The organism is Ruegeria sp. A5 (genome assembly GCF_056543005.1).
In genome coordinates, this window is sequence record NZ_JBQGAV010000010.1 from 22,483 (window position 1) to 44,129 (window position 21,647).

At 52.2% G+C, this 21,647-nt stretch carries 16 protein-coding genes, 1 tRNA gene and 2 pseudogenes; 5 read left to right on the forward strand and 14 right to left on the reverse strand.

Annotated features, from left to right (window positions below):
• Positions 1-10: 10 nt before the first annotated feature.
• Positions 11-4,543 carry a glutamate synthase large subunit gene (gene gltB / locus ACR0AY_RS18385; RefSeq protein WP_170515348.1) on the reverse strand — a complete coding sequence of 1,511 codons (4,533 nt, stop codon included), beginning with the start codon at positions 4,541-4,543 and terminating at the stop codon, positions 11-13.
• Positions 4,544-4,652: 109 nt separating this feature from the next.
• On the reverse strand, positions 4,653-6,086 hold the full coding sequence (locus ACR0AY_RS18390; RefSeq protein WP_170515349.1) for an NAD(P)-dependent oxidoreductase: 1,434 nt from the start codon (positions 6,084-6,086) through the stop codon (positions 4,653-4,655).
• A 228-nt stretch (positions 6,087-6,314) separates the two neighbouring features.
• Between ACR0AY_RS18390 and ACR0AY_RS18395 the strand changes: the two genes are divergently transcribed.
• Positions 6,315-7,118, forward strand: a complete 804-nt coding sequence (locus ACR0AY_RS18395) for an undecaprenyl-diphosphate phosphatase (RefSeq protein ID WP_170399173.1) — start codon at positions 6,315-6,317, stop codon at positions 7,116-7,118.
• On the opposite strand, the gene ACR0AY_RS18400 is transcribed toward ACR0AY_RS18395, so the two are convergent.
• Positions 7,119-8,102: a complex I NDUFA9 subunit family protein gene (locus ACR0AY_RS18400; protein WP_170515352.1), complete on the reverse strand. Its 984-nt coding sequence runs from the start codon at positions 8,100-8,102 to the stop codon at positions 7,119-7,121.
• A gap of 198 nt (positions 8,103-8,300) precedes the next feature.
• On the opposite strand from ACR0AY_RS18400, the gene ACR0AY_RS18405 reads away from it, so the two are divergent.
• A tRNA-Leu gene (locus ACR0AY_RS18405) sits at positions 8,301-8,387 on the forward strand.
• 310 nt (positions 8,388-8,697) lie between these two features.
• On the forward strand, positions 8,698-10,059 hold the full coding sequence (hmgA, locus tag ACR0AY_RS18410) for a homogentisate 1,2-dioxygenase (protein WP_170515355.1): 1,362 nt from the start codon (positions 8,698-8,700) through the stop codon (positions 10,057-10,059).
• Positions 10,060-10,392: 333 nt separating this feature from the next.
• On the opposite strand, the pseudogene ACR0AY_RS18415 reads toward hmgA, so the two are convergent.
• Positions 10,393-10,591, reverse strand: a pseudogene (locus tag ACR0AY_RS18415) (IS6 family transposase); the annotation flags it as partial.
• Between ACR0AY_RS18415 and ACR0AY_RS18420 the strand changes: the two are divergent.
• On the forward strand, positions 10,590-10,913 hold the full coding sequence (locus tag ACR0AY_RS18420) for a hypothetical protein (RefSeq protein WP_170515357.1): 324 nt from the start codon (positions 10,590-10,592) through the stop codon (positions 10,911-10,913). The pseudogene ACR0AY_RS18415 and the gene ACR0AY_RS18420 sit on opposite strands and share 2 nt — an antisense overlap.
• A 477-nt stretch (positions 10,914-11,390) precedes the next feature.
• Here ACR0AY_RS18420 and ACR0AY_RS18425 read toward each other — a convergent pair.
• The 8 genes and pseudogenes from ACR0AY_RS18425 to ACR0AY_RS18460 form a co-directional block, all read right to left on the reverse strand.
• Positions 11,391-11,663: pseudogene (locus tag ACR0AY_RS18425) on the reverse strand (DUF4172 domain-containing protein); the annotation flags it as partial.
• Positions 11,664-11,854: 191 nt separating this feature from the next.
• Positions 11,855-13,831 carry a hypothetical protein gene (locus tag ACR0AY_RS18430; RefSeq protein ID WP_480454495.1) on the reverse strand — a complete coding sequence of 659 codons (1,977 nt, stop codon included), beginning with the start codon at positions 13,829-13,831 and terminating at the stop codon, positions 11,855-11,857.
• Positions 13,832-13,837: 6 nt separating this feature from the next.
• The gene (locus tag ACR0AY_RS18435; protein ID WP_170515366.1) at positions 13,838-14,686 is read right to left on the reverse strand and encodes a hypothetical protein; all 849 of its coding nucleotides are present in this window, start codon (positions 14,684-14,686) and stop codon (positions 13,838-13,840) included.
• A gap of 58 nt (positions 14,687-14,744) precedes the next feature.
• Entirely contained in the window at positions 14,745-15,530 is a 786-nt protein-coding gene (locus tag ACR0AY_RS18440; protein WP_170515369.1) for a hypothetical protein, read from the reverse strand.
• Between the two features lie 11 nt (positions 15,531-15,541).
• Positions 15,542-16,912, reverse strand: a complete 1,371-nt coding sequence (locus tag ACR0AY_RS18445; protein ID WP_170515372.1) for a Coenzyme F420 hydrogenase/dehydrogenase, beta subunit C-terminal domain — start codon at positions 16,910-16,912, stop codon at positions 15,542-15,544.
• The gene (locus tag ACR0AY_RS18450; protein WP_170515374.1) at positions 16,909-18,138 is read right to left on the reverse strand and encodes a polysaccharide pyruvyl transferase family protein; all 1,230 of its coding nucleotides are present in this window, start codon (positions 18,136-18,138) and stop codon (positions 16,909-16,911) included. Before ACR0AY_RS18450 ends, ACR0AY_RS18445 begins: the two co-directional genes overlap by 4 nt.
• Before the next feature lie 7 nt (positions 18,139-18,145).
• Complete coding sequence (locus ACR0AY_RS18455; RefSeq protein WP_170515377.1) at positions 18,146-18,961, reverse strand: class I SAM-dependent methyltransferase; 816 nt, start codon at positions 18,959-18,961, stop codon at positions 18,146-18,148.
• A 40-nt stretch (positions 18,962-19,001) separates the two neighbouring features.
• Positions 19,002-20,048: a glycosyltransferase family 2 protein gene (locus ACR0AY_RS18460; RefSeq protein ID WP_170515381.1), complete on the reverse strand. Its 1,047-nt coding sequence runs from the start codon at positions 20,046-20,048 to the stop codon at positions 19,002-19,004.
• A 790-nt stretch (positions 20,049-20,838) separates the two neighbouring features.
• On the opposite strand from ACR0AY_RS18460, the gene ACR0AY_RS18465 reads away from it, so the two are divergent.
• Entirely contained in the window at positions 20,839-21,021 is a 183-nt protein-coding gene (locus ACR0AY_RS18465) for a hypothetical protein (protein WP_480454496.1), read from the forward strand.
• 196 nt (positions 21,022-21,217) lie between these two features.
• Here the strand turns inward: ACR0AY_RS18465 and ACR0AY_RS18470 are convergent, their stop codons facing one another.
• Together ACR0AY_RS18470 and ACR0AY_RS18475 are read right to left on the reverse strand one after the other, a co-directional pair.
• Complete coding sequence (locus ACR0AY_RS18470; RefSeq protein ID WP_170515387.1) at positions 21,218-21,442, reverse strand: hypothetical protein; 225 nt, start codon at positions 21,440-21,442, stop codon at positions 21,218-21,220.
• A gap of 21 nt (positions 21,443-21,463) precedes the next feature.
• Complete coding sequence (locus tag ACR0AY_RS18475; RefSeq protein WP_170648969.1) at positions 21,464-21,631, reverse strand: hypothetical protein; 168 nt, start codon at positions 21,629-21,631, stop codon at positions 21,464-21,466.
• Positions 21,632-21,647: the final 16 nt, after the last annotated feature.

Genomic DNA, 21,647 nt, shown 5'->3' on the forward strand with positions numbered 1-21,647 from the left:
CTCTCAAGACTTATTCTGCAGGAACCGCCGCCACTTCGGTGGTCAAAGGATGACTGAGCTTGTTCAACATCTCTTTCGGGCAAACCTGCAGGAAGTTGGTCTTTTCCACATCCCAATGCTGTAAGATATCAATGGCTTTGCGGCTATTGGTTTCCGCGACATGGCGCTCGATCATTGCTTTCAGCTGATCTTCCCAATGGTCCACTGTCACCGGACAGGTGACAAGCGTCTCCATGTTCATCAGCGCTTCGGCCTTGCCTTCGGGGTCGTACAGATAAGCCATACCACCCGTCATCCCCGCACCAAAGTTGGCACCGATATCGCCGAGAATAACCGCAACACCGCCGGTCATGTATTCACATCCGTTCGAGCCGCAGCCTTCGATCACCACTCTGGCACCTGAATTTCGCACCGCGAACCGCTCACCTGCGCGGCCTGCTGCAAATAGGTGGCCATCGGTGGCACCGTATAGGACGGTGTTGCCAATGATGGTGTTATATTCCGCCTTGAGGGGGCTCACCTGCGGGGGCCGCACAACGATCATGCCGCCCGAAAGCCCCTTGCCGACATAGTCGTTGGCATCACCCGAGACCTCCAGCTTGAGACCTGGAGCGGCAAAAGCCCCCAGTGACTGGCCCGCCGAACCCTGCAGCTTCACATGCAAGTGATCGTCCTGGAACGTGTTCCGCATGCCGAAATTCTGGACGATGTGGCTTGAGACACGTGTACCCACGGTCCGATGCGTGTTCTGCACCGCGTAAGATAGTTGCATCTTCTCACCGTCTTTCAGGAAGCGCGCCGCATCGCGCACAATCTCGGCATCCAGCGTATCCGGCACTGCATTACGATCCTTGTCGCGGTTGTAGACGATATCATGTGCGCCATCGACGGTGATTAACAGCGGGTTGAGGTCCAGATCATCCAGATGCGCCGATCCGCGGCTGACCTGAGCTAGCAGATCAGCACGACCGATGATTTCGTCAATCGAGCGTGCGCCAAGGCTAGCCAGCAGTTCTCGCACTTCCTGTGCGTAGAAGGTGATCAGGTTCACCACCTTGTCCGCGTTGCCAGTAAACTTGGCACGCAACGATTCGTCCTGCGTGCACACGCCCACCGGACAGGTGTTCGACTGGCACTGGCGTACCATGATACAGCCCATTGCGATCAGGGCGGCGGTACCGATGCCGTATTCCTCAGCGCCCATCATCGCGGCCATGACGATGTCACGACCGGTGCGCAGGCCACCATCCGTCCGCAGAGTCACACGGTCGCGCAGGTTGTTCATCGCCAGAACCTGATGGGCTTCGGTCAGGCCCATTTCCCATGGCAGGCCGGCATATTTGATGCTAGTCGCAGGTGAGGCCCCAGTGCCGCCATTGTGACCTGAAATAAGGATAATATCCGCTTTCGCCTTGGCCACACCGGCAGCAATCGTGCCAACGCCCGAGGACGCCACCAGCTTAACCGTCACTTTGCAGCGCGGGTTGATCTGTTTCAGGTCATAGATCAGCTGCGCCAAATCCTCGATCGAGTAGATGTCGTGGTGCGGCGGCGGCGAGATCAGCGTAACGCCCTTGGTAGAATGCCTCAGACGCGCGATCAGGTCTGTGACTTTCATTCCCGGCAGCTGACCGCCCTCACCAGGCTTCGCGCCTTGGGCGACCTTGATCTCAAGCTCTTCGCACTGGTTCAGGTATTCGGCGGTCACGCCGAACCGGCCCGAGGCCACCTGTTTGATCTTGGCCGACGGGTTGTCACCGTTGGGTTCAGGCACAAAATGCGCCGGGTCTTCACCACCTTCGCCGGAATCCGACTTCGCGCCAATCCGGTTCATCGCCACGTTCAGTGTCTTGTGCGCCTCGGGGCTTAGGGCGCCCAGCGACATGCCTGGAGTGACAAAGCGTTTGCGGATTGAAGTGATCGATTCGACCTCTTCGATCGGCACCGGCTTGCCCAGCGGCTTGAAATCCATCAGATCGCGCAAGTGAATCGGAGGATTGGACTGCATCTTGGCCGAATACTGTTTCCACAGCTCATATGAGGCGCGGTTACAGGCCATTTGCATCATGTGCATTGAGGTTGCTTCCCACGCGTGGGTCTCACCCGATTTACGCGCTTTGTAGAAACCTCCGATGGGCAGAACATCCAGACCGCTGTCCCACGCCTTAGCATGAGTTTCTTCGACTTTGGTCTGAATGCCGGTGACACCGATGCCGGAGATACGACTGGTCATACCGGGGAAATACTCGGCCACCATCGCGCGGCTGAGACCCACGGCTTCGAAATTCAGACCACCGCGATAGGACGAGATCACCGAAATACCCATCTTGGCCATGATCTTGAGCAGACCCTGGTCGATCGCTTCGCGATAGCGCGCAACGTTTTCGGTCAGGGTGCCGTCCAGCAGACCACGGTCAATGCGATCAGCCAGTGAGTCTTCGGCCAGATAGGCGTTCACAACAGTCGCGCCACAGCCGATCAGAACCGCAAAGTAATGAGGATCAACACATTCAGCAGACCGCACGTTCAGCGAACAAAAGGTCCGCAAACCCTGACGGGTCAAATGCGAATGCACAGCACTGGTGGCCAGGATCATCGGCATCGCCACACGACCTTGCCCTGAATTCATGTCAGACAGAACCAAGTGACCCGCGCCCGAGCGCACGGCTTCCTCTGCTTCGGCTCTAACACGTGCCAAGGCGGCGCTCAGAGCGCCTCGGCCGGGTTCAAAGCTACAATCGATCTCCGCAAGGGGTGAACCCAGTTGATTGACCAGGGTGTCCCATTGTGCATTGCCGACAAAGGGGCTTTCCAGAACGATGATCTCGGTCTGGCTGCTGTCTTCGTCCAGCACGTTCTTAAGGTTGCCGAACCGCGTCTTCAGCGACATCACACGGTATTCACGCAAACTGTCGATCGGAGGGTTCGTCACCTGGCTGAAGTTCTGCCGGAAAAAGTGGCTGAGCGGGCGGTATTGCTTGGACAGAACAGCCGAGGGCGTATCATCCCCCATCGAAGCCAGCGCCTCTTTGCCGTCCTCTGCCATCGGGGCAAGAATCTGTTCTAGGTCTTCTACAGAATACCCGGCCGCGATCTGACGCTTGCGCAGTTCTTCTCCGGTGAATTTCGGGTGTTCCGTCACGCCCGCAAGTGACTCGTCCAGATCGTTGATCTTGCCGACCCAGTCGCCAAACGGCAGTGCTCGGGCCAGTTTGTCCTTGATCTGCTTGTCGCGGAACAGCTTGCCCTTTTTCATATCGACAGCCAGCATCTGGCCCGGTCCCAGCGCGCCTTTTTCGGTCACGGTGGCCTCATCAATCGGCACCATACCCGCCTCGGACCCCGCGATGACCAGACCATCGCCGGTTACCACATAGCGCATCGGGCGCAGACCATTCCGATCCAAACCGGCACATACCCAGCGGCCATCCGTCATTGCCAGCGCAGCAGGGCCATCCCAAGGTTCCATCACTGAATTGCAGTAGGAATACATGTCGCGCCAGCTTTGCGGCAGCTCGATAGCTTGCTTGGACCAGCTTTCCGGAACCAGCATGGTTTTCGCCATCGGCGCCGAGCGCCCCGCACGCACCAAGACCTCGAATACCGAGTCTAATGCGGCGGAATCCGACGATCCGCCCGCTATGATCGGTTTGATATCCTCGGCATAGACGCCAAAGCTATCCGAGGTCATGCGGATCTCGTGGCTTTTCATCCAGTTGATGTTGCCTTTCAGCGTGTTGATCTCACCGTTGTGGGCCAACATACGGAAGGGCTGGGCCAGCCACCATTGCGGGAACGTGTTGGTCGAATAGCGCTGGTGGTAAATCGCAAAAGCGGACTCGAACCGCTCATCCATCAGGTCGGGGTAGAAAACAGCGACCTGCTCGGCCAGCATCATGCCTTTATAGATGATCGACCGGCAAGACAGCGACGCCAGATACAGCCCCGAGATTCCTGCGGCCAGCGCCGCTTTTTCAATGCGGCGACGAATGACATAGAGCTCACGCTCGAATGTCTCTTCATCCACGCCTTTGGAGTTCGAGATCAGAATTTGCTCGATCTCGGGCCGGGTCGCGTTGGCCTTTTCGCCCAGACAGGTCACATCAACCGGCACATGTCGCCAGCCATAAATATAGTAACCCATGCGCAGAACTTCGGTTTCCACTATGGTCCGGCACTGTTCCTGCGCGCCAAAATCCGTGCGGGGCAGGAAAACCTGACCGACAGCAACCAGTTCATCCAAGTTTGGTTCATGACCCGTGCGACGAATCTGATCATAGAAGAATGGGACCGGGATCTGCACATGGATACCTGCGCCATCCCCGGTTTTACCGTCCGCATCCACCGCGCCGCGATGCCAGATTGCCTTTAGCGCATCGATCCCGGCATCCACCACCTTGCGTGACGGCTTACCATCGACGGACACAACAAGGCCCACACCGCACGAGGAATGTTCTTCTTCCTCTGAATAGAGACCGTTTTTTGCCATCCATTTGCGCTTGGCTTCTTCGGCCCGCACCCAATCGGCATCATATTTGGTCATTGGCTGTCTCCTTCTTCCCAAGGGGGCACACAGGCTTTTGTTCATCTGTCGGCGTTCGCTTTCGAACGCATACCCGCTGGGATTTTTCGAATTGCTTTTGCGTTTTGTTTCACTCGGCTGCGATGGCGGATTTGGCGTTAAAACGCTCAATTATGGCATCTGCGCAATCGCGCCCGTCACGGATCGCCCAGACCACCAGCGAAGCACCGCGCACGATGTCGCCGATGGCATAAACGCCCTCCATCTCGGTCGCACCGGTCTGGAACGCAGCTTTGATTGTACCCCAGCGGGTCACGGGTAGATCGGGTTGACCAAACAGCGTGGGCAGGTCTTCGGGTTCGAATCCAAGCGCCTTGATCACCAGATCGGCCTCTTCGACATAGTCTGCGCCCTCAATCACTTCGGGAGCCTGACGGCCCGAGGCATCGGGCTGGCCCAGACGCATCTTCTGCACCATGACACCGTTTACTTGCTCATCGCCGGTAAAGCCTTTGGGTGCGCTAAGCCATTCGAAGATCACGCCTTCTTCCTCGGCATTCTGGGTCTCGCGCTGCGAGCCCGGCATATTGGCGCGGTCGCGGCGATAGAGGCATTTGACCGACGTCGCACCCTGACGAATCGACGTGCGCACGCAATCCATCGCGGTATCACCCCCGCCGATGACGACCACTTTCTTACCTTCCGCGTTCAAGCGGCCATTGTCGAAGTCATCAACCGCATCGCCAAAACTTTTGCGATTCGAGGCTGTCAGAAAATCGATCGCCTTTTCAATCCCACTCAGACCGCTGCCGGGCATGGACAGATCACGGGATTTGTAGACGCCCGTTGCAATAATTACCGCATCATGTTTCGCGTGGATTTCCGCGAATTTCGCGGCGTCCACATCGCAGTTCAGCTCAAATGCAACACCACCGTCTGCCAGCAGGTCATTTCGGCGTTGGACGATATCCTTTTCCAGCTTGAAACCGGGAATGCCGTACATCAGCAGCCCCCCCGCACGGTCATAACGATCATAGACCGTGACCTGAATACCCGCCCGGCGCAGCATATCCGCCGCTGCCAATCCACCGGGTCCACCGCCAATGATACCCACGCTTTCGTCGCGCTCGGCACGGGGCTGAACGGGTTTAACCCAGCCTTTATCCCAGGCTGCATCGGTAATGTATTTCTCGATCGAGCCGATGGTGACCGTACCGTGGCCTGATTGCTCGATCACGCAATTGCCTTCGCACAGACGGTCCTGTGGGCAAATGCGACCGCAGATTTCAGGGAAAGTGTTGGTAGCCTGGCTTGTTTGATACGCCTCTTCCAACCGCCCGGTTGCCGTCAGATTCAGCCAATCAGGGATATTGTTGTGCAGCGGACAATGGGACTGGCAATAGGGCACTCCGCACTGGCTGCATCGGCTGGCCTGTTCGGCCGCCTTCTCCGCGGCGTACTCGGCATAGATTTCATCGAAGTCCCCTTTGCGGTCACTGGCGGCACGCTTTTCAGGCATGACACGATCGATCTGCACAAATTTCAGCATCGGTTGCTTGGCCACGGGTCAGACTCCATGAATTGGCTTGGTCAGGGTTCTTTAAGTGATGTCATTCTGGATGAAAAGTCAACTGTGCTGACCTATATTGAGAAAACTGCATCGCTCGATGTTTTTTCAGAGAAATTTGTCGTGTTTTTAGTTCCGATTCGGACCTATCTGAGCACTTCACTTTCCCGTTGCCCGCTTATACCCATTGTTCTCAACAAAACGAGCACGGTACCGGCAGAGCAGATGAGCCTTTTTCACTTGATTCTTGTGGCGATCATTCAGGGCGTCACCGAATTCTTGCCTGTATCTTCATCCGGGCACCTGATCCTGTTGCCCCGCCTGACTGGCGCGGTTGATCAAGGCCTGGCAATCGATGTCGCCGTCCATGTAGGAACACTTGGCGCGGTTATTCTTTATTTCTGGTCAGATGTGAAACAAGCCCTAGCCGGGATACCCCAAATTATCCGAGGACGAATTGAGACGCCTCAGGCGCGGTTGGCACTGGGCTTGGTCATCGCCACGATTCCGACAGTCATTGCGGGCGGGATCGTGTACCTGACGGGGCTTGAGCAGACTCTACGTTCAGTCGCCGTCATCGGATGGGCGATGCTTGGCTTCGGGTTAGTGCTGTATTGGATGGATCAAAAGGGGGTACAGACCAAACGTAGTTCGGACTGGGGCTTAAAGGACGCAATGATCATGGGGCTGTGGCAGATGTTGGCCTTAATCCCGGGGACTTCACGCTCGGGGATTACGATCACAGGCGCTCGTCAGCTTGGCTATACACGCGAAGATGGTGCGCGGATTGCCATGCTGATGTCGATACCTACGATCATCGCTTCGGGCGTCCTGCTTTCGATCGATGTCGTCCGTGAGGCGGATACACAGCTGGCCAAGGACGGCGCGATTGCCGCAGCCTTCGCCTTTGTTTCGGCTCTGATCGCGCTTAACCTGATGATGCGGCTTCTGCGCAGCGTCAGTTTCACACCCTATGTGATCTACCGGGTCATCCTCGGAGCAATACTGCTAATGATCGCCTATAGCTGATCAGATGCGCAGGTTCTTGGCCGAGTTCTGAATATCGTCATACTGACCCGCGGGGCGGAATTTCCACAGATATTCTGGCAGCACCGACTCCAACGTTGCGGGCTCGATCCCGAGGTCCGAAAAACCTTTAGCGTCATCCGCCACCACATTATCGCGCCGCAGATTCTTAAGTTGGTCACGGGTCAGGATATTGTTCGGAAACAACTGAAAACTGACGAACTTCGCGATATCCAACACACCCGCCATGATTTTCGCCGCCCAGAAAGGCATCCCGATGATGATCCGGCGGCGATGAATTACGTCGAGCATCTGCTGCATCAAGGCGCGGAAACTCTTTACCTCTGGCCCGCCCAGTTCATAAACACCGGCAGACGCTTTGCCCAGAACGCCTTGAACTGCCGCTTGCGCAACATCATCGACATAGACAGGTTGAAATTTCGTTTCCGCCCCAACAAGCGGCAGGAACGGGCTCATCCGTGTCATTCCTGCGAAGCGGTTGAAAAACTGGTCTTCGGTGCCGAAAATGACTGATGGGCGCAGAATGACGGCGCCCGGCATGTGTTGCAAAACGCCCGCCTCGCCCTGCGCTTTGGTGCGCGCATATTCGCTGTCGGATTCGGGATCCGTACCAATGGCCGAGATATGGACCATGCGGTCAATACCCTGAGCGGCCGCCAGCCGGGCGATCCGTTCGGCACCTTCGGCCTGCACTGCGTCGAACGCATTCTTGCCCAGCTCATTCAATACGCCGACGCAATTCACCACGGCGTCCACACCATGCATCGCTGCAGCGACCGAGGCGTCATCACGGATATTGCACAAGATAGGCTCGACCTGACCAACCGCGCCATAGGGTCTGACGAACATCGCTTCATTGGGCCGCCGCACAGCGACGCGGACACGCCAGCCTTCTGCAGCCATACGCCGCGCGATATATCGGCCGACAAAGCCCGATCCACCGTAAATCGTGACGAGTTTCGACATGATGGCGCTCCTGCTGTCTTGGTCTGAATTGATCTAGCGCCCACGAGCCCGTCGAACAAGGCGCAATAACGCCGCGCTTCTCTGAAAATCCGTCGCGTGAACCAGAAGTTGGGGCACGCATCAAAAAACTTTCAAAAACACCCCCGAATCTGGTTGACGCCCCCTGCCAGTCAGCTTAAACGCCCCTCCACGACACCTGCCCAGGTGGCGGAATTGGTAGACGCGCTAGCTTCAGGTGCTAGTGTCCGTATGGACGTGGAGGTTCGAGTCCTCTCCTGGGCACCAAATTTTCCATAAAATTTGAACCCCTAGCACTTCCGGTCACTTGACCGATGTACAATTAGACTGGTTTGGCCTGTCTGAGACAATTTCTTTGTTTGACCCCGAAAATTGACCCGCAGGTAGCGGAATTAACAATCTCTGTTGCACTACCTTTTGCCAGTCGAAGAAGGACATGGTGCAAGGCTATGGCAATTTCCTGCAAATCAAACTCATCTTTTTTGAAGATACCTTCCCGTCACGCTTGTTAGTTACAAAGTCAACTATTACCACACCGATTAAATTCGATCGTATCTGTCCGGAAGGAACGTGCAAAATGAATGAGCCGACCAAGAATGAACGCATGACAGTTGCCCCATCCTTGAAAGGGCCGCACGAAGGGTACATGCCGGGCTTTGGCAACGATTACGAAACTGAAGCGCTTCCTGATGCTCTGCCCCAGGGTATGAACAGCCCGCAGAAATGCAATTACGGCCTCTATGGAGAGCAACTTTCAGGTACTGCGTTCACGGCACCCTCGCACCAGAACGAGCGCACCTGGTGCTATCGTATCCGCCCGTCAGTAAAGCATTCACATCGCTATGAAAAAATCGATGTTCCCTATTGGAAATCAGCGCCAAATGTCGATCCTGACGTTGTCAGCTTGGGACAGTACCGCTGGGATCCGGTGCCCCATACCGGTGAACAGACAACCTGGATCACGGGCATGCACACCATGACCACTGCCGGGGATGTAAACACCCAGGTCGGGATGGCCAGCCATATCTACATGGTGAATACTTCGATGCAGGATGATTACTTCTTCTCGGCTGACTCCGAGCTGCTGGTGGTGCCGCAAGAGGGCGTTCTGCGATTCTACACCGAATTGGGGATCATCGACCTTGAACCCAAGGAAATCGCTATCATTCCACGCGGCCTTGTCTACCGGGTCGAAGTTGTGGAAGGCCCTGCGCGCGGGTTCGTGTGCGAAAACTACGGCCAGAAATTCGAACTGCCTGGCCGCGGCCCGATCGGCGCCAACTGCATGGCCAACCCGCGTGATTTCAAAGCACCGGTCGCGGCGTTTGAGGACCGCGAAGTGCCCTCAACCGTGACCGTCAAATGGTGCGGTCAGTTTCACCAGACCAAGATCGGCCACAGCCCACTGGATGTAGTGGCGTGGCACGGCAACTATGCACCCGTTAAGTACGACCTGCGTACCTATTGCCCGGTCGGAGCCATCCTGTTCGATCATCCGGATCCGTCGATTTTCACCGTTCTAACCGCACCTTCAGGCCAGCCCGGCACCGCAAATATCGACTTTGTTCTGTTCCGCGAGCGCTGGATGGTCATGGAAGATACCTTCCGCCCGCCCTGGTACCACAAGAACATCATGTCCGAGCTGATGGGCAACATCTACGGCCAATATGATGCGAAACCGCAGGGCTTTATTCCCGGCGGTATGAGCCTGCACAACATGATGCTGCCCCACGGCCCGGATCGCGAAGCCTTTGAAAAAGCATCGAATTCAAACCTGGGGCCAGACAAACTGGAGAACACCATGTCCTTCATGTTCGAAACCCGCTTTCCGCAACATCTCACAGCGTTCGCCGCCAATGAGGCACCACTGCAGGACGACTACATCGACTGTTGGAACGACATCGAAAAGAAATTCGACGGCACACCCGGCAAGAAGTGACGAGGGTATAATTCCTTCGTCTCCCAAAGGGCAGAGAATTAGAACGCTTGATCTGTAACGCATTTAAGCGGGTACGTTCAGAAAAGCTTGGCGACCCCGGCAGGAAACGTACGCATCCCGCCCCGAACCTATATTAAGTTATTGTAAAATCGCAGAAATATCGACGTCTTGCGTAGTGTAAATCCAGCGCAGCGAAAAATACATCGCGCCTAATTTCCTACTAAGTGTTCCGCTGTCTCGAACGAACGTGACCTGATCTTCGGGTCGTAGGCCACCGGGTCTGACTTATTAAGTTGGTTCCAATCCTTAACCTCCAAACAAAGCAGGTCACCCTTTGCGGCGACGTGCTGCCTCGGCGATTGTACCAGAATACCGTGTTGCCCATCGGTTTAGTGTTGTGTGGTCCACCAAAACACCGCGCTCTGACATGATTTCTTCCAGATCCCGGCATGACACACCGTATCGGACGTAGAAAAAACACCGCGAACAGGATCACATCCTTCCGATATTGCACGCCTTTGAAGGAAGTCATGAACTGGCTTTCGACTGATTATGCGGAAAGTCATTCACCCGCAGCATCCGATCTCGTCAACAGCCAAATATTTGCAATAGATTCTTTTTTAAATCAAAAAAAGAAAGTGTTTGTTAAAGATGCACCTGACTGGGCTCGGGTTCCTCACAGCTTGGAAGATGTAGCCAGGAAAGCAAAGAACGGTGCAAACCGGACTTTCACCCAACCGTCAAGATGCTACGCCCGCAGCCCTCAAAACTACCAATCGCTGCACGTGCTCACTCTCGTTACGAATGAAGGACATGCAGGGGGCAGGTCCCCCGATATGAGCGGAGATCGCTAAGGTCACGAGATTTAATGGCCAGAACCATGACCAGCGCGGTTTCATGGCCGCTCACGTAGTATTCTAAGAGATCGACCGAGGCTGCAATCAGTTGACCCAACGCCGTTAGGCGATATTGAGTTTCCGGTCGTGGCTCCGGGCGACAAGGCCTGTAGCCTGTAGCCTGTAGCCTGTAGGGCAGGCGCGCTTAATAGCATCTTCCTGTCAAAGGAATTGATTTTCATTGAGGGTCTACCAGGTCTTGCAGATCCCGCGTCGCTATGGCGCGCGACGTTCCGGTGATCGAGATATAATTCTCAGTACTTAACGCCAGCGTGGCTTGCCGAGTTTATCGAATTCCAAGCCGACATCGGGATGATCGCAGCGAGGGTACGATTTGCCTGTGCCTTGTCAGTTCCAGCATGTCGAAGCAAAGGGTTATAATACCATCTATCTAAGCTAAATGACCTTACCGCCCTTCGTGCCGTACTTCAGACCCTACCCGACCCGATGCAGCTTCAACCAATATCGCGTGTATCGGAGTTCACCCGTTCGGCTCAGAGCGCCCTTCTCGACCAGATCCTGGAGATCCTGCGTCGCCGTGGCGCGGGACGTTCCCGTGATCGAGATATGGTTCTCGGCGCTCAATCCACCTTTGAATCCGTTCGGCCCAGCGTTGAACAACCGGGCGATTACCTTGCCTTGGCGGGCGTTGAGCTGATCGCGATGCCGGTCATAGAAATGCGTCTTGGATATTAAGAAACCAAATCTCGTCCTGTCTCCCCAAATTTACGTAGCGTGGAAAGTCCAAGACAGCATTGCCTTCGTGGACAGCTCTCCCTTTTCGATCTTAACCAGTAGTGAAATCAGGTATCGTTTAAGAACCATTTATTGTTCAACTGTTAAGGCGAAGATGATAGCCGAAGCTATGGAGGAGAGAAGCGTCAACGTGATATTAAGTTTTATTCTTGAGCCCAGCTTGGATTAATAACATTGTTTAGACGTTCAACGCCTTCATCAAATTTTACATTTTCATCAAAAGCAGGAAGACCCATTCGTTTCACCATGGAGGGGCGTACAAATATCTTTAGGTTGCCGAAGCCACTTTTAAACCACTCATTCTGAAGATGCCCAAAAAGCTGCGCATCTTCCCACCAAGTCTTTGTTCTTAGCTCCAACAAAATGACATCAACTCGCTCTGCCTCCAACAGGGCATTGAACTCATCGGCGCTGCTGCTAGTCAGAATTTTGCTTCCCTGCTCCGAGAACAGATAGAAACTGTCGACAGGACAGCGATACAACGCGCCATTCCTATCGATGGCTATCTTACGTGCGCCCCGAGCCTTTAAGTGAAGGCATAGACTGTGTTGTATTTTGGCCCTAGCGCTTTCTCTCTCGTTAATCTGGCTTTGCAGCCGGATGTTTGTAGCTAAGTTCAAAGAGCCGACAAAGAGAACTGTGATCAAAAGCACAATACGCTGCAGGTAAAGAGGTGTTTTTAGCGTCTTCAAGGAGAAAGTGATCAGCTTGAGGCTGAAAAAGACCAAACAAACCACCAGCAACGCAATAGGAAATCCGTAGCGCAGATTGGCAACTACCGCCGCGCTTAGAGTGATTCCGTCCATCTGAACCGGAAAGAGATAGATAGCTGACATTATCACACAAATTATGAATGCGGTGCATAGCCATGCCTGCCCATCTCCAATTGAGATCAAATTCCGCTTATTCCAGAACCTAAACCAGATTAGAAGCGATGCAGCGATGGCTATCGCATAAACCCAATAACCGACACCTCTTTGAATCAGTGTCACATATGACAATTCGAACAAACTAGGCTCATTCATGAAGGACCGATTCGTCTCAAACCGCTCTTTGAGAACTGGATCGACATAGTAGGGATAAGCAAAGCCAAGATTGCCGGATTCCGTACGGCTGTATTTCAAATAGTTCTGAATCGCGAAATAGAAGACCAGACAACTCGCCACCCAAAGCTCAGCTATTCGAAAAACGGCCCATTTGTGCCTGTTCAACAATATCAAACCAATCGCGGACCAGGCAGCACACATATAGATTGCCCCAAGTGTGTGTCCTTGCAAGCTCCCGAGCACCGCAAACAGCGTAACAATGGTGTGAGAAATTGACTGTTTGCACATATCGGAGCGATTGATGGGTTGCGATTGTAGCAACAGCCCAAAAGCTACAAATAACGGCGCGACCACATAGCTGTCTCTGCTAAGAGCTCTTAGCTGATACTCCCAACCGGAATGAGAAACGATAAGCGATAGTGCCAATAAAAACCAAAGAGGCGTAAGCTTGGATTGGCTCGTCACAAAATAAAGAATGCCCGCCACCGCAGCTAAATGGTTGACCCCGATAAGCAAGCGCGGCACCTGGTCGTCGCCAAATCCGGGCGAGGCCGAAGTTAAGAATCCCCAAGTAAGATAAAGGCTGTACGAAATGTCATGGGGATGTTTAGTTCCGGTTAGGTTAAAATACTCCTGAAGGCTTAATCCATCTCTTAGTGATTGGGCAATTCTCGCTGCCTCAAGAAAATATACTGAAATGTCGTTGTCGATATGAAGACGGACGGATTGTGCGTACGCCGCGAAAGCGAAATAGCCCGCCAGTAGCCCCAGCGTAACCGGAAGTATGTGAGAGAATTTAAGCGCTACAGAATTTCTTATTTTGCGCCAATTTGAGGAAACATGAAATACGGCAACCACTAGAACGAGAGCAGATATGAGTATAATTGGAAGCGTCGCCATCCAAGGCAGCAGAGGTGCGGGAATTGGCGCATGCACGAGTATCCGACTATACGCGGTAAACAGAGCGGGAAGGAGAGCGAATCCTAGAAGCCAGCTGTTCGAGTTGTTTAACCAGCGGCAAAATGCTACCGGCGCAGCAACGAGCGCGAAAGCAACAGTAATGATAGACAGCATCTGCACTCAGTTTTTCCCGGTAAGGTCTTTCGGCACTACTAACAAAGGCAGAACCAAAGCTAAATCGGCGATCAACCACAAAAACCGATGAGTTACTGTGATCTCGACAATATGACGGACAGATAGACCAGAGTTTTCAGGTAGCAGCATGCCAACAACGATTTCCCGAACTCCGATACCGGAAGGCGCAAAAATAGCCAATTGCCCAGCTGCAAATGCCAGATTGAACTGACCTGCGGACCAAAGCCAATTTGAGGCTACCGGCAATGCAATAATGGCAAAGCTTAGTCCGAAGAGAACACAACCAACTGCCGCCACCAAAAATGCGCCAAGACGATTTGCCCAGTCATCATTGGGTAAACAAATTTTGAGACTTGCTATGCTGGCGATAAGACCGAGAGTAAGTAGTGCCTGAAAAACCCAGTCGATGCGCAGGGTCAAACTTAGCGATAGAACTCCGGTCAAACCAAATAGTAGTATGAGGATATAAGTTTCCGACAAGAGTATTTTACTTCCCTTGCGTAGATCAATGTTGTTGTGCTTATAAATGGCCAGGCGTCCGGCAATGCCCCAAATGCCACCTGGCAGATATTTAGCAATATCAGCAAGTGAATAGGCGCGCCAGCAAAACAGAGCAGTCCTGTTTTCACCGTAGCCTTTCAGAGAAAAGTGAACAAGCGCTACCATCAATATCTTGCCCACGACAATCAAAGCTATAGCAGGGAGTGCAGTAGACCATTCAAGTCGAGAGATTGATCGATGCAGCGTCTCCGGTTCTTTGATCAAAATGTAGGTTACAAAACCGACAACAAGCAGCACCCAGAACCGCGTGATGAGCGCATTGTTAATCTTCAATGTTCCCTACTTTCCTTGTTTGGGCAAACCGATCTTTGAAAATGGTTCTAGGCTTGATCTACGCTTTTCGAAGGCGGCTAATGATCAGTTTAGCTGCATTGGTCAAGCGATCTCGTCCCTCCGCGATCAGAAAGTTAGGCGTATTATATGCCCACCTTTCTGGATGTGTTGAGACGATAAGCAATTGGTTATTCTTCGCAACCCATTGTCCAAAACTTACCGTTTCGGGCGTTTCAGGTTTCGTTGTCGCTACACCGACACGATCTCGCAAATTCAAGACTTCAGGTGCTCTCCAGCTACCACCGGTGTCGGTCAAGTACACAAGTTCAGTCTTTGCAAAACTAAGTACTGCGTCAGATACGAGGTTATAGTCCCTTAGATTTGCTCCTACCAAAAGATCTTGATTGTGATAGGGGCTTAGAGGTGCGCCGTGCATCGCAACGCTTTGGCAGGGAGCGATCCCGCGAAATCTTTCGAGATTCTCCGCGAACGACTCAAGAGCTGCCTTTAGGTCACCTCTGCTGCGAGAAAGGCATTCATAGTGGTAACCAACTTCGTGGTTCAGCTCTGAAATCGCAAGAACATAGCGTTCCGGAAAAAGCCCGCGCTTATTGCAGCGAAAGTAATAGGTCGCCTTGATATTGTTGTTCGCTTCCAGCCTCGCCATGTGAAGTGCGTTTTCAGGACTGCGATCCACGTCATGACGCATAACATTCGCATTACAAAGTAAGCCGTCATTTGCTTGCAAGCTTTTGGTAGCTTCAGTGATGGTGAGCCAGTCTCTGCCCGGAATCTTCGCGAGCTTGTCAATGAGTCCCTTGTAGTCAGATAGGTGGAATGCCATTCACGACGCCTTCACTTATTCTTCAAAAGTTTTTTAGTGCGGGACGCGATGAGGCGCGGAGAAAAAGTCAGAAACAGGTATTCACCTATTTGAATTGGTACGTAGAATGGTCGCAAGAACGTCCATTTGCGAATTTTAATCTTGTATAGGTCCACAAAAGCATAAACATGCTGATGCCAAGACCGAGCGCCCTTTACATCATCATATAGCTTTAACTCTGGTGCCACTATCCCGAGGCGACGAGCCATATTTCTGGTAACGTCTGCATGACGTCGATTTTCGAGCGTATAACCTTGGGACGCTACAAGTTCATCCCGGCTTAGCTTTTCGCTACATATAATACCGTCCGCGACAGCTTTCTGCAGCAACTGCTCGCCCGTATCAGTACGGGCGATAACGGCTGAATAACCAGCGCTTTCCTTTTCCTTAAAGCGGGTCAAATGCGGATCACCCACAGCAATATCGGCGAAGTCCGAAATTTGGTCAGGACAAATTCTGCAACGCGGCAACATCCAATAGCCCTGAAAAGAGACCATGTAGCGCAGGATATTCCAGCGGCTATTGCCGCGAATCCGAGGTATCCGCTGAATCTGGGAAGAGTTTTTCTGCTTCAAGGCGAGTTGGCCTGGCCATACCCCATCCCGATAGTCGATTTCCTCGACATTTTCTGCCTCCACGCCAAAATTGGAGAGGTAGTGACCAATACCAGAATAACGGTTTATTCCACCACAGAACAATCCGATTATCGCTACGCATCTCTGGGCAATGTCGTCACGATACGCCATCACGCTTCGCATTGCAGACACTTCACACGGCAGGCCAACAAAAGCAAATCGCTCGTTGCTCTCAGCCAGTTCTTCAAGTGCCGCGCCAAAGTTTACCGGATGGTAATGGGAGCCTGCGGAGTTTCTCAGATCATCGGAATTTCGAGCGATTTGACCTTTGCCGTTATGCGGATCAAGTCCTGCTGTGCAATAAGCAAAATCAATGATATCTTCGTTCAACCAGCTCTGAAGAAGAGCTGTGGTTACACCTCCCGACGCGGCAAATTTCCGCACTGTTTCGTCTGTTGCGTAACCAGCCTGGATGGATTTTGTTACACCGACGAAGCCATCTTTTGGCTGCTCTCCAAAGACGTCTTGCGAAAGCGCTTTCATATCGACCTTGGCGCCCGGACAAACACGCTGCTCTAGACTGGCGGCGTCTGAGCTTGAAATAGTTGGGACCCAAATTTCCTCATCCTTAGACCAAGCAAGGTCAACTTTTGAAGTCGTTTCAGCAAAGGAGAGTGGAATAGAGCACATGCCGCAGCCAATGCAGCGGCCAGATGAAACGACCTCATCCAGTTCATTAACAGCAATTGTAGGGGACGAAGTAGTCATAGTTTTTCAGCTTTCAATATGGAAGCAATGCTAACTGCTGATCGATCAAAGCAGTCCTGCGCAACTTCAGACATTGTTAGCTTGAGATCGTCCTGTCTGTCCAACAAACCTAGTAGGTGTTCACAAAGTGTATCGGGCGAAAGATCAGAATAGTCTAAGCTCATTTGCCCAGCTTTGAAGGGCGCTGCCGCTTCCTGATACTTGTGACTCCAGCCAACAATGACGACCGGTACGGCTTGGGAAAGGGCAGCAATCATGGAATGAAACCGACATGCAATAAATGCATCTGCTTGGGCAACCAGTGCGCGGGCCCAGCGTGGATCGCCCTGTGCATCTAGCACCGCGATATTCAGACTGTAGTTTGCTGCGACGTGTTCTTTGATCGCAGTTACGATCTTCAAATCGTCATTCTTAGCGATTCCAGTGTCAGTAGAATGCGGTAGAAGCGTGCAATGAATGCCTCTGTCATGTAGGGATTTGACCACTTGGCTCAAAATTTCAACCAGATCTTTACCGACGCTCTCGCAGTACTTTTGTACCACCGCGCTAGGTGAAATCATCACCATCCTTTCACCTTCGTCTCGGCGCAAATGTCGGGCAATTTCTTGCCTTGCACGGAGCTTCAAATCCGGTTGGACGTCTAATGCGAAGCTGGTATCTGGAACGTACTCACATTTCTGAAGGCCAAGTTGGTGCAGATGTGCGAGCGAAATTTCACCCCTAGCTATAACTTTGGTGCACTTTCTGAGCACCCATTTTGCAGCAAAACGATTAACGGGATTATTGAATGGCCCCATAGCCTGAGAAAGTTTGTGGACAGGCTTGTCGAAGAAAAGGCCCGGCAAGGTTACTGCAACATTGTAGGCCAAAAGCGGGAATCCGCGCCCGTCAATGAATGCGACACCAGACAGATCAGCCACTGCATCAATATCGGAGAAATGTTTTAGCACTGGAACTTTCTTTGCAATTTCTTTAACCAGCCGGAAACGACGAAACGGCCAAAAAAGCAAGCAGAAAGGTGCAGCAACAAGCATCAATGTACGATAATCCGCCGCAACAATTTCTGCCTTATCGACGGTATGCGCTACAGCGGCATCCTTGGTTGGGAGAATGGATGCAAGTTGAAATCTTGTAAGGTGTGGCAACAACACATCCTGCACAGCACACAACATGGCTGTGCCCCCAAGGTTTCCGGTTCGGGTAACGCCGGTCACAATCAGTTTCATCTGACTTCTAGGTCCTTTTCTTGCAAAGAGTAACCGTCGCAATGTCACCGGTGTTGAGTGTGACGTTCCAATTGGGCACCAGTTTGGTAACGATTGGTTCTAGGAAATGTAACCGAAAACTCCGTACTGCTTTGATGGCGATGAAGTTTAGGCTTACCTTCTTGCTCTCTGTACGTATGTCTTGCAACTCAAAGCCAGCACGCTCGATCAATTGTCGAATGCTCTGGCGAGTGAAAAAATGTAGATTTACAGGTGGAATCATAAGAGCCCAGCGCGCGCCCAATAAACGAGCAATTTTAGAGTCAATCATGGGTAAAGTCATGACCAGAGAACCGTCATCTTGAAGCAGTGTGAAGCACTTCTCCAACACCTCCGCAGGCTGATGCAAGCTTGCGAGAACATCCCAAAGAGTAATCAAGTCATAGGAAGCACCCTGAAAGTCGGTTGCGAAGAAATCGCCCTCAAAAATGGTGAAACCAGCATCCCTTGCTTTACTTGCCGCAACAGTTGAAAATTCCACACCATCGATGGCGAAGCCTTTTGTCCGGGCAGCTCGGAGAAATGCACCATTTCCTGCGCCGATGTCGAGCACCCGCCCACTACAAGTTCGTGAAAGATTTTCTGCCCGCTCCATGGCATTGCGGTTTATAGGCGATGTTGCGCTTTCAATTGCCTGTTGATCGCTGGCGAAAAAGCCATCGGCATAGATCTGAGATAGATATTCAAGATCTGATCTGCCGATTGCAACGCCATGACCGCATTGATCGCAAATCTTGATATCATAGCACTCACGATGATCCAGATATGGCGTAACAACCCGCATCCGCTCCTGCAATATCCCGCTCACGCATGAGGGGCACTGATCAGGATTTAGGGTGTATGTAGAGCCAGTCATTATATCGATAGTCCATTTCAAAGCTATTTAGCCACAATTGAATGCTGACAATTGTCGTCATTCCGAAAAAAATCGATGCAGTTTGCGAGATACTTCCAACAACGATTAGCTTCACGATAATATAGGCCATTAAAAATAGGCTCAAAATCGACGCGAAAATTGCAAGTGCATAAAACAAAACGATAGGGTGACCGTGCCGAAAAGCATATTTATTCAAAACGCGGAAAAAAAACAGCCTAATCAAGAGTAATACGATGGGGAGTATTACTTTGTGTGATTTCATTTTAGACTGCCACTCGGAACCGTATACAGCAGTGATAGGCACGTCGCAAACACGCATATCTGCCGTGTTTAATCGAACTAAATAGTCATTTGGGCAACCGTAGCGCGGATAGCATTTACTCCAATCGACAGCTAAAAGTGCCCGGCGATTTATCGCTGTATAACCGCCTTGGGTGTCGCTGACGTGCCAATATCCAGAAACGATCTTTGTCAGAATAGATAAGACCAGATTGCCAAACAGGCGGTGCCTTGGAATTTTGGATAACTCCTCACGACCTCGGAGGAAGCGGTTCCCCTTCGAATAATCTGCCCGGCCCTCCACGATTGGACGAATGATGTCGGGAAAGTCGATGGGGTCCATTTGGCCGTCACCTGCCATCACAACCGCTATGTCCTCACCGTTTTTTATGACTTCTTGATAACCCCGTACAATTGCTGCGCCCACTCCGGAGTTCTTCTCCAGGTCAATCAGTACGACACGGCTATCCAAAGAGGATTTTTGTTGAACTATCTCAGCAGTATTGTCAGTGCTTTGATCATTAACGATATAAACCGTGTCAACTTCAGTTGGCATTGAGTCGAGGACTCCCTCAATGCGACCAGCTTCATTGTAGGCTGGTACGACAACCGCAATCTTCTGGTTTTCAATCATATCAAGTAACTTCCCTAGCAGATTCCATAGCGAGTGACCTACATCCGCGCCACCTATATCGCCGAGAGCTTTGGATGCCAATCAGTCTTCTTAAACTGGATCGCAATTGTTGGCGGCTTATCATCATATTTGATTGAATTGTCTAATATCAGCGCCAACGGGACAGTTTAAGTTGAATGATAAGAGAACGTTGGGGCTCATCGTATGCTCTGTTTAGGAAGGAGTTTTGCTCAATTTATGGAGGAGTGACGCCGGTTAGCTCCTTAAACTGAGCGCTAACGCCACATTGCCAAATCTGCGAAGGATGGAAGGTAAGAATTAATGCAGAAAGGGTGCGACTGTCGTTGGATGGAGATGAGAGTGGTCCAAGCTGACGCGTTGGGAATTACGACCACCCCGCAACGCAACAAGGCGATCTAAGTTGATATAAGGCTGCCAACTTTGCTAAAATGTCGTCGGTCTGTAGGTGGGTGTAACGCATTAACATCTGCAAATCCCTAGTCCCATTGATCATTTGTATCTGTGCTAGCGATAGGGCACTTTCCAAAAAACCGGCCTCGTGCCGAGTGTCATGAAATGTAAGCTCAATCACCCCCGCCCGGTGCCTGCGTCGGTCAAAGGCTAGTGCACAGAGTTGCAAGACAGAGGAAAAGCTAAAAAAACTGCCAATCGAAGGAGTAGAACGCGATCGCGCGTTCGTTGCACGTACAGCCTTCGAAGATGTCCGCAACTACGTGAACAAAAAGCGGAAAGCGCGTCATCGATTGCGTCAATACCGTCGTGTTGCCCAATTTCAACTGTGGTTTTCGCAAGCGAGACAAGTTCAGGAGCTGTTCGAGCATACGCGCCGGTCGTGCTGAAACTTCCTAAAATGCCTTTTGACCGTGTCGAAGATGAACGTGGTGGTACCCCAGATTGTCTGGACATGCCCGATGGCAAAGTAAGCGAAACAGTCATGGGCCAGAATGCATTCCGCATGAAGGGTGTTGTTCCATTTGACTTACTGCAGGTCTTCGAAGCGGAACAAACGAAAGGAAATGAGGCGCTACGATGAACAACGAACAGCTTGCCTCCAAGGTTTGGAAGTAAGCGCACGTGCTGCGTGATCAGGGCGTTTCGTACGGCGACTATGTTGAGCATATAACTTACCTCCTGTTCCATAAGGTGGACCAAGAACGGGTTGATCTTTTGGGGGAATGCCTTCCGCTATCTGCGCAGGTGTGAGAGGACCACGATATGGGTCAAGTGAGCTATTCAAATAGGTATTCCCTGAATGCCACCGCCTCAACGTCTGCCACATCGTCCACATGGAGGCTGGATATATCACCGCCCAGAAAGTCGACCAGATAGCGAACCGAAGTTCGGAAATCGTTGATGGTCGAACCCCTCAGTGGTTTGTAACCTGAAGCATTCCCCGGCGCTCTAGCTTCAACATACGCCTCAACCATCTCAGCCAGTGGTTTGGATTTGGCCATACCCCGTTTACCGAACGCATCTCACACTGCGATGGGCGCTCTCTCGACCTCATCATAGAACACATCACGCGCCAGTATCGCAGCCTCTGGGTCTGGGTCCGTCATTGCCTCAGCCCATCGGTCTGCAGCAGCAAGGCTGTAACGGTTCCTGCCCAGCGCCTGCAGTTCTAACTCTCGAACCTTGCTCAATTCCACATAGCGCAAC

Excerpts from the sequence above, each read along its gene's own strand:
- gltB (WP_170515348.1), bottom strand. The coding sequence starts at position 4,543 with ATGACCAAATATGATGCCGATTGGGTGCGGGCCGAAGAAGCCAAGCGC.
- ACR0AY_RS18395 (WP_170399173.1), top strand. The coding sequence starts at position 6,315 with ATGAGCCTTTTTCACTTGATTCTTGTGGCGATCATTCAGGGCGTCACC.
- ACR0AY_RS18400 (WP_170515352.1), bottom strand. The coding sequence starts at position 8,102 with ATGTCGAAACTCGTCACGATTTACGGTGGATCGGGCTTTGTCGGCCGA.
- hmgA (WP_170515355.1), top strand. The coding sequence starts at position 8,698 with ATGAATGAGCCGACCAAGAATGAACGCATGACAGTTGCCCCATCCTTG.
- ACR0AY_RS18420 (WP_170515357.1), top strand. The coding sequence starts at position 10,590 with ATGAACTGGCTTTCGACTGATTATGCGGAAAGTCATTCACCCGCAGCA.
- ACR0AY_RS18430 (WP_480454495.1), bottom strand. The coding sequence starts at position 13,831 with ATGCTGTCTATCATTACTGTTGCTTTCGCGCTCGTTGCTGCGCCGGTA.
- ACR0AY_RS18440 (WP_170515369.1), bottom strand. The coding sequence starts at position 15,530 with ATGGCATTCCACCTATCTGACTACAAGGGACTCATTGACAAGCTCGCG.
- ACR0AY_RS18445 (WP_170515372.1), bottom strand. The coding sequence starts at position 16,912 with ATGACTACTTCGTCCCCTACAATTGCTGTTAATGAACTGGATGAGGTC.
- ACR0AY_RS18450 (WP_170515374.1), bottom strand. The coding sequence starts at position 18,138 with ATGAAACTGATTGTGACCGGCGTTACCCGAACCGGAAACCTTGGGGGC.
- ACR0AY_RS18455 (WP_170515377.1), bottom strand. The coding sequence starts at position 18,961 with ATGCGGGTTGTTACGCCATATCTGGATCATCGTGAGTGCTATGATATC.
- ACR0AY_RS18465 (WP_480454496.1), top strand. The coding sequence starts at position 20,839 with ATGCCTTTTGACCGTGTCGAAGATGAACGTGGTGGTACCCCAGATTGT.
- ACR0AY_RS18470 (WP_170515387.1), bottom strand. The coding sequence starts at position 21,442 with ATGGCCAAATCCAAACCACTGGCTGAGATGGTTGAGGCGTATGTTGAA.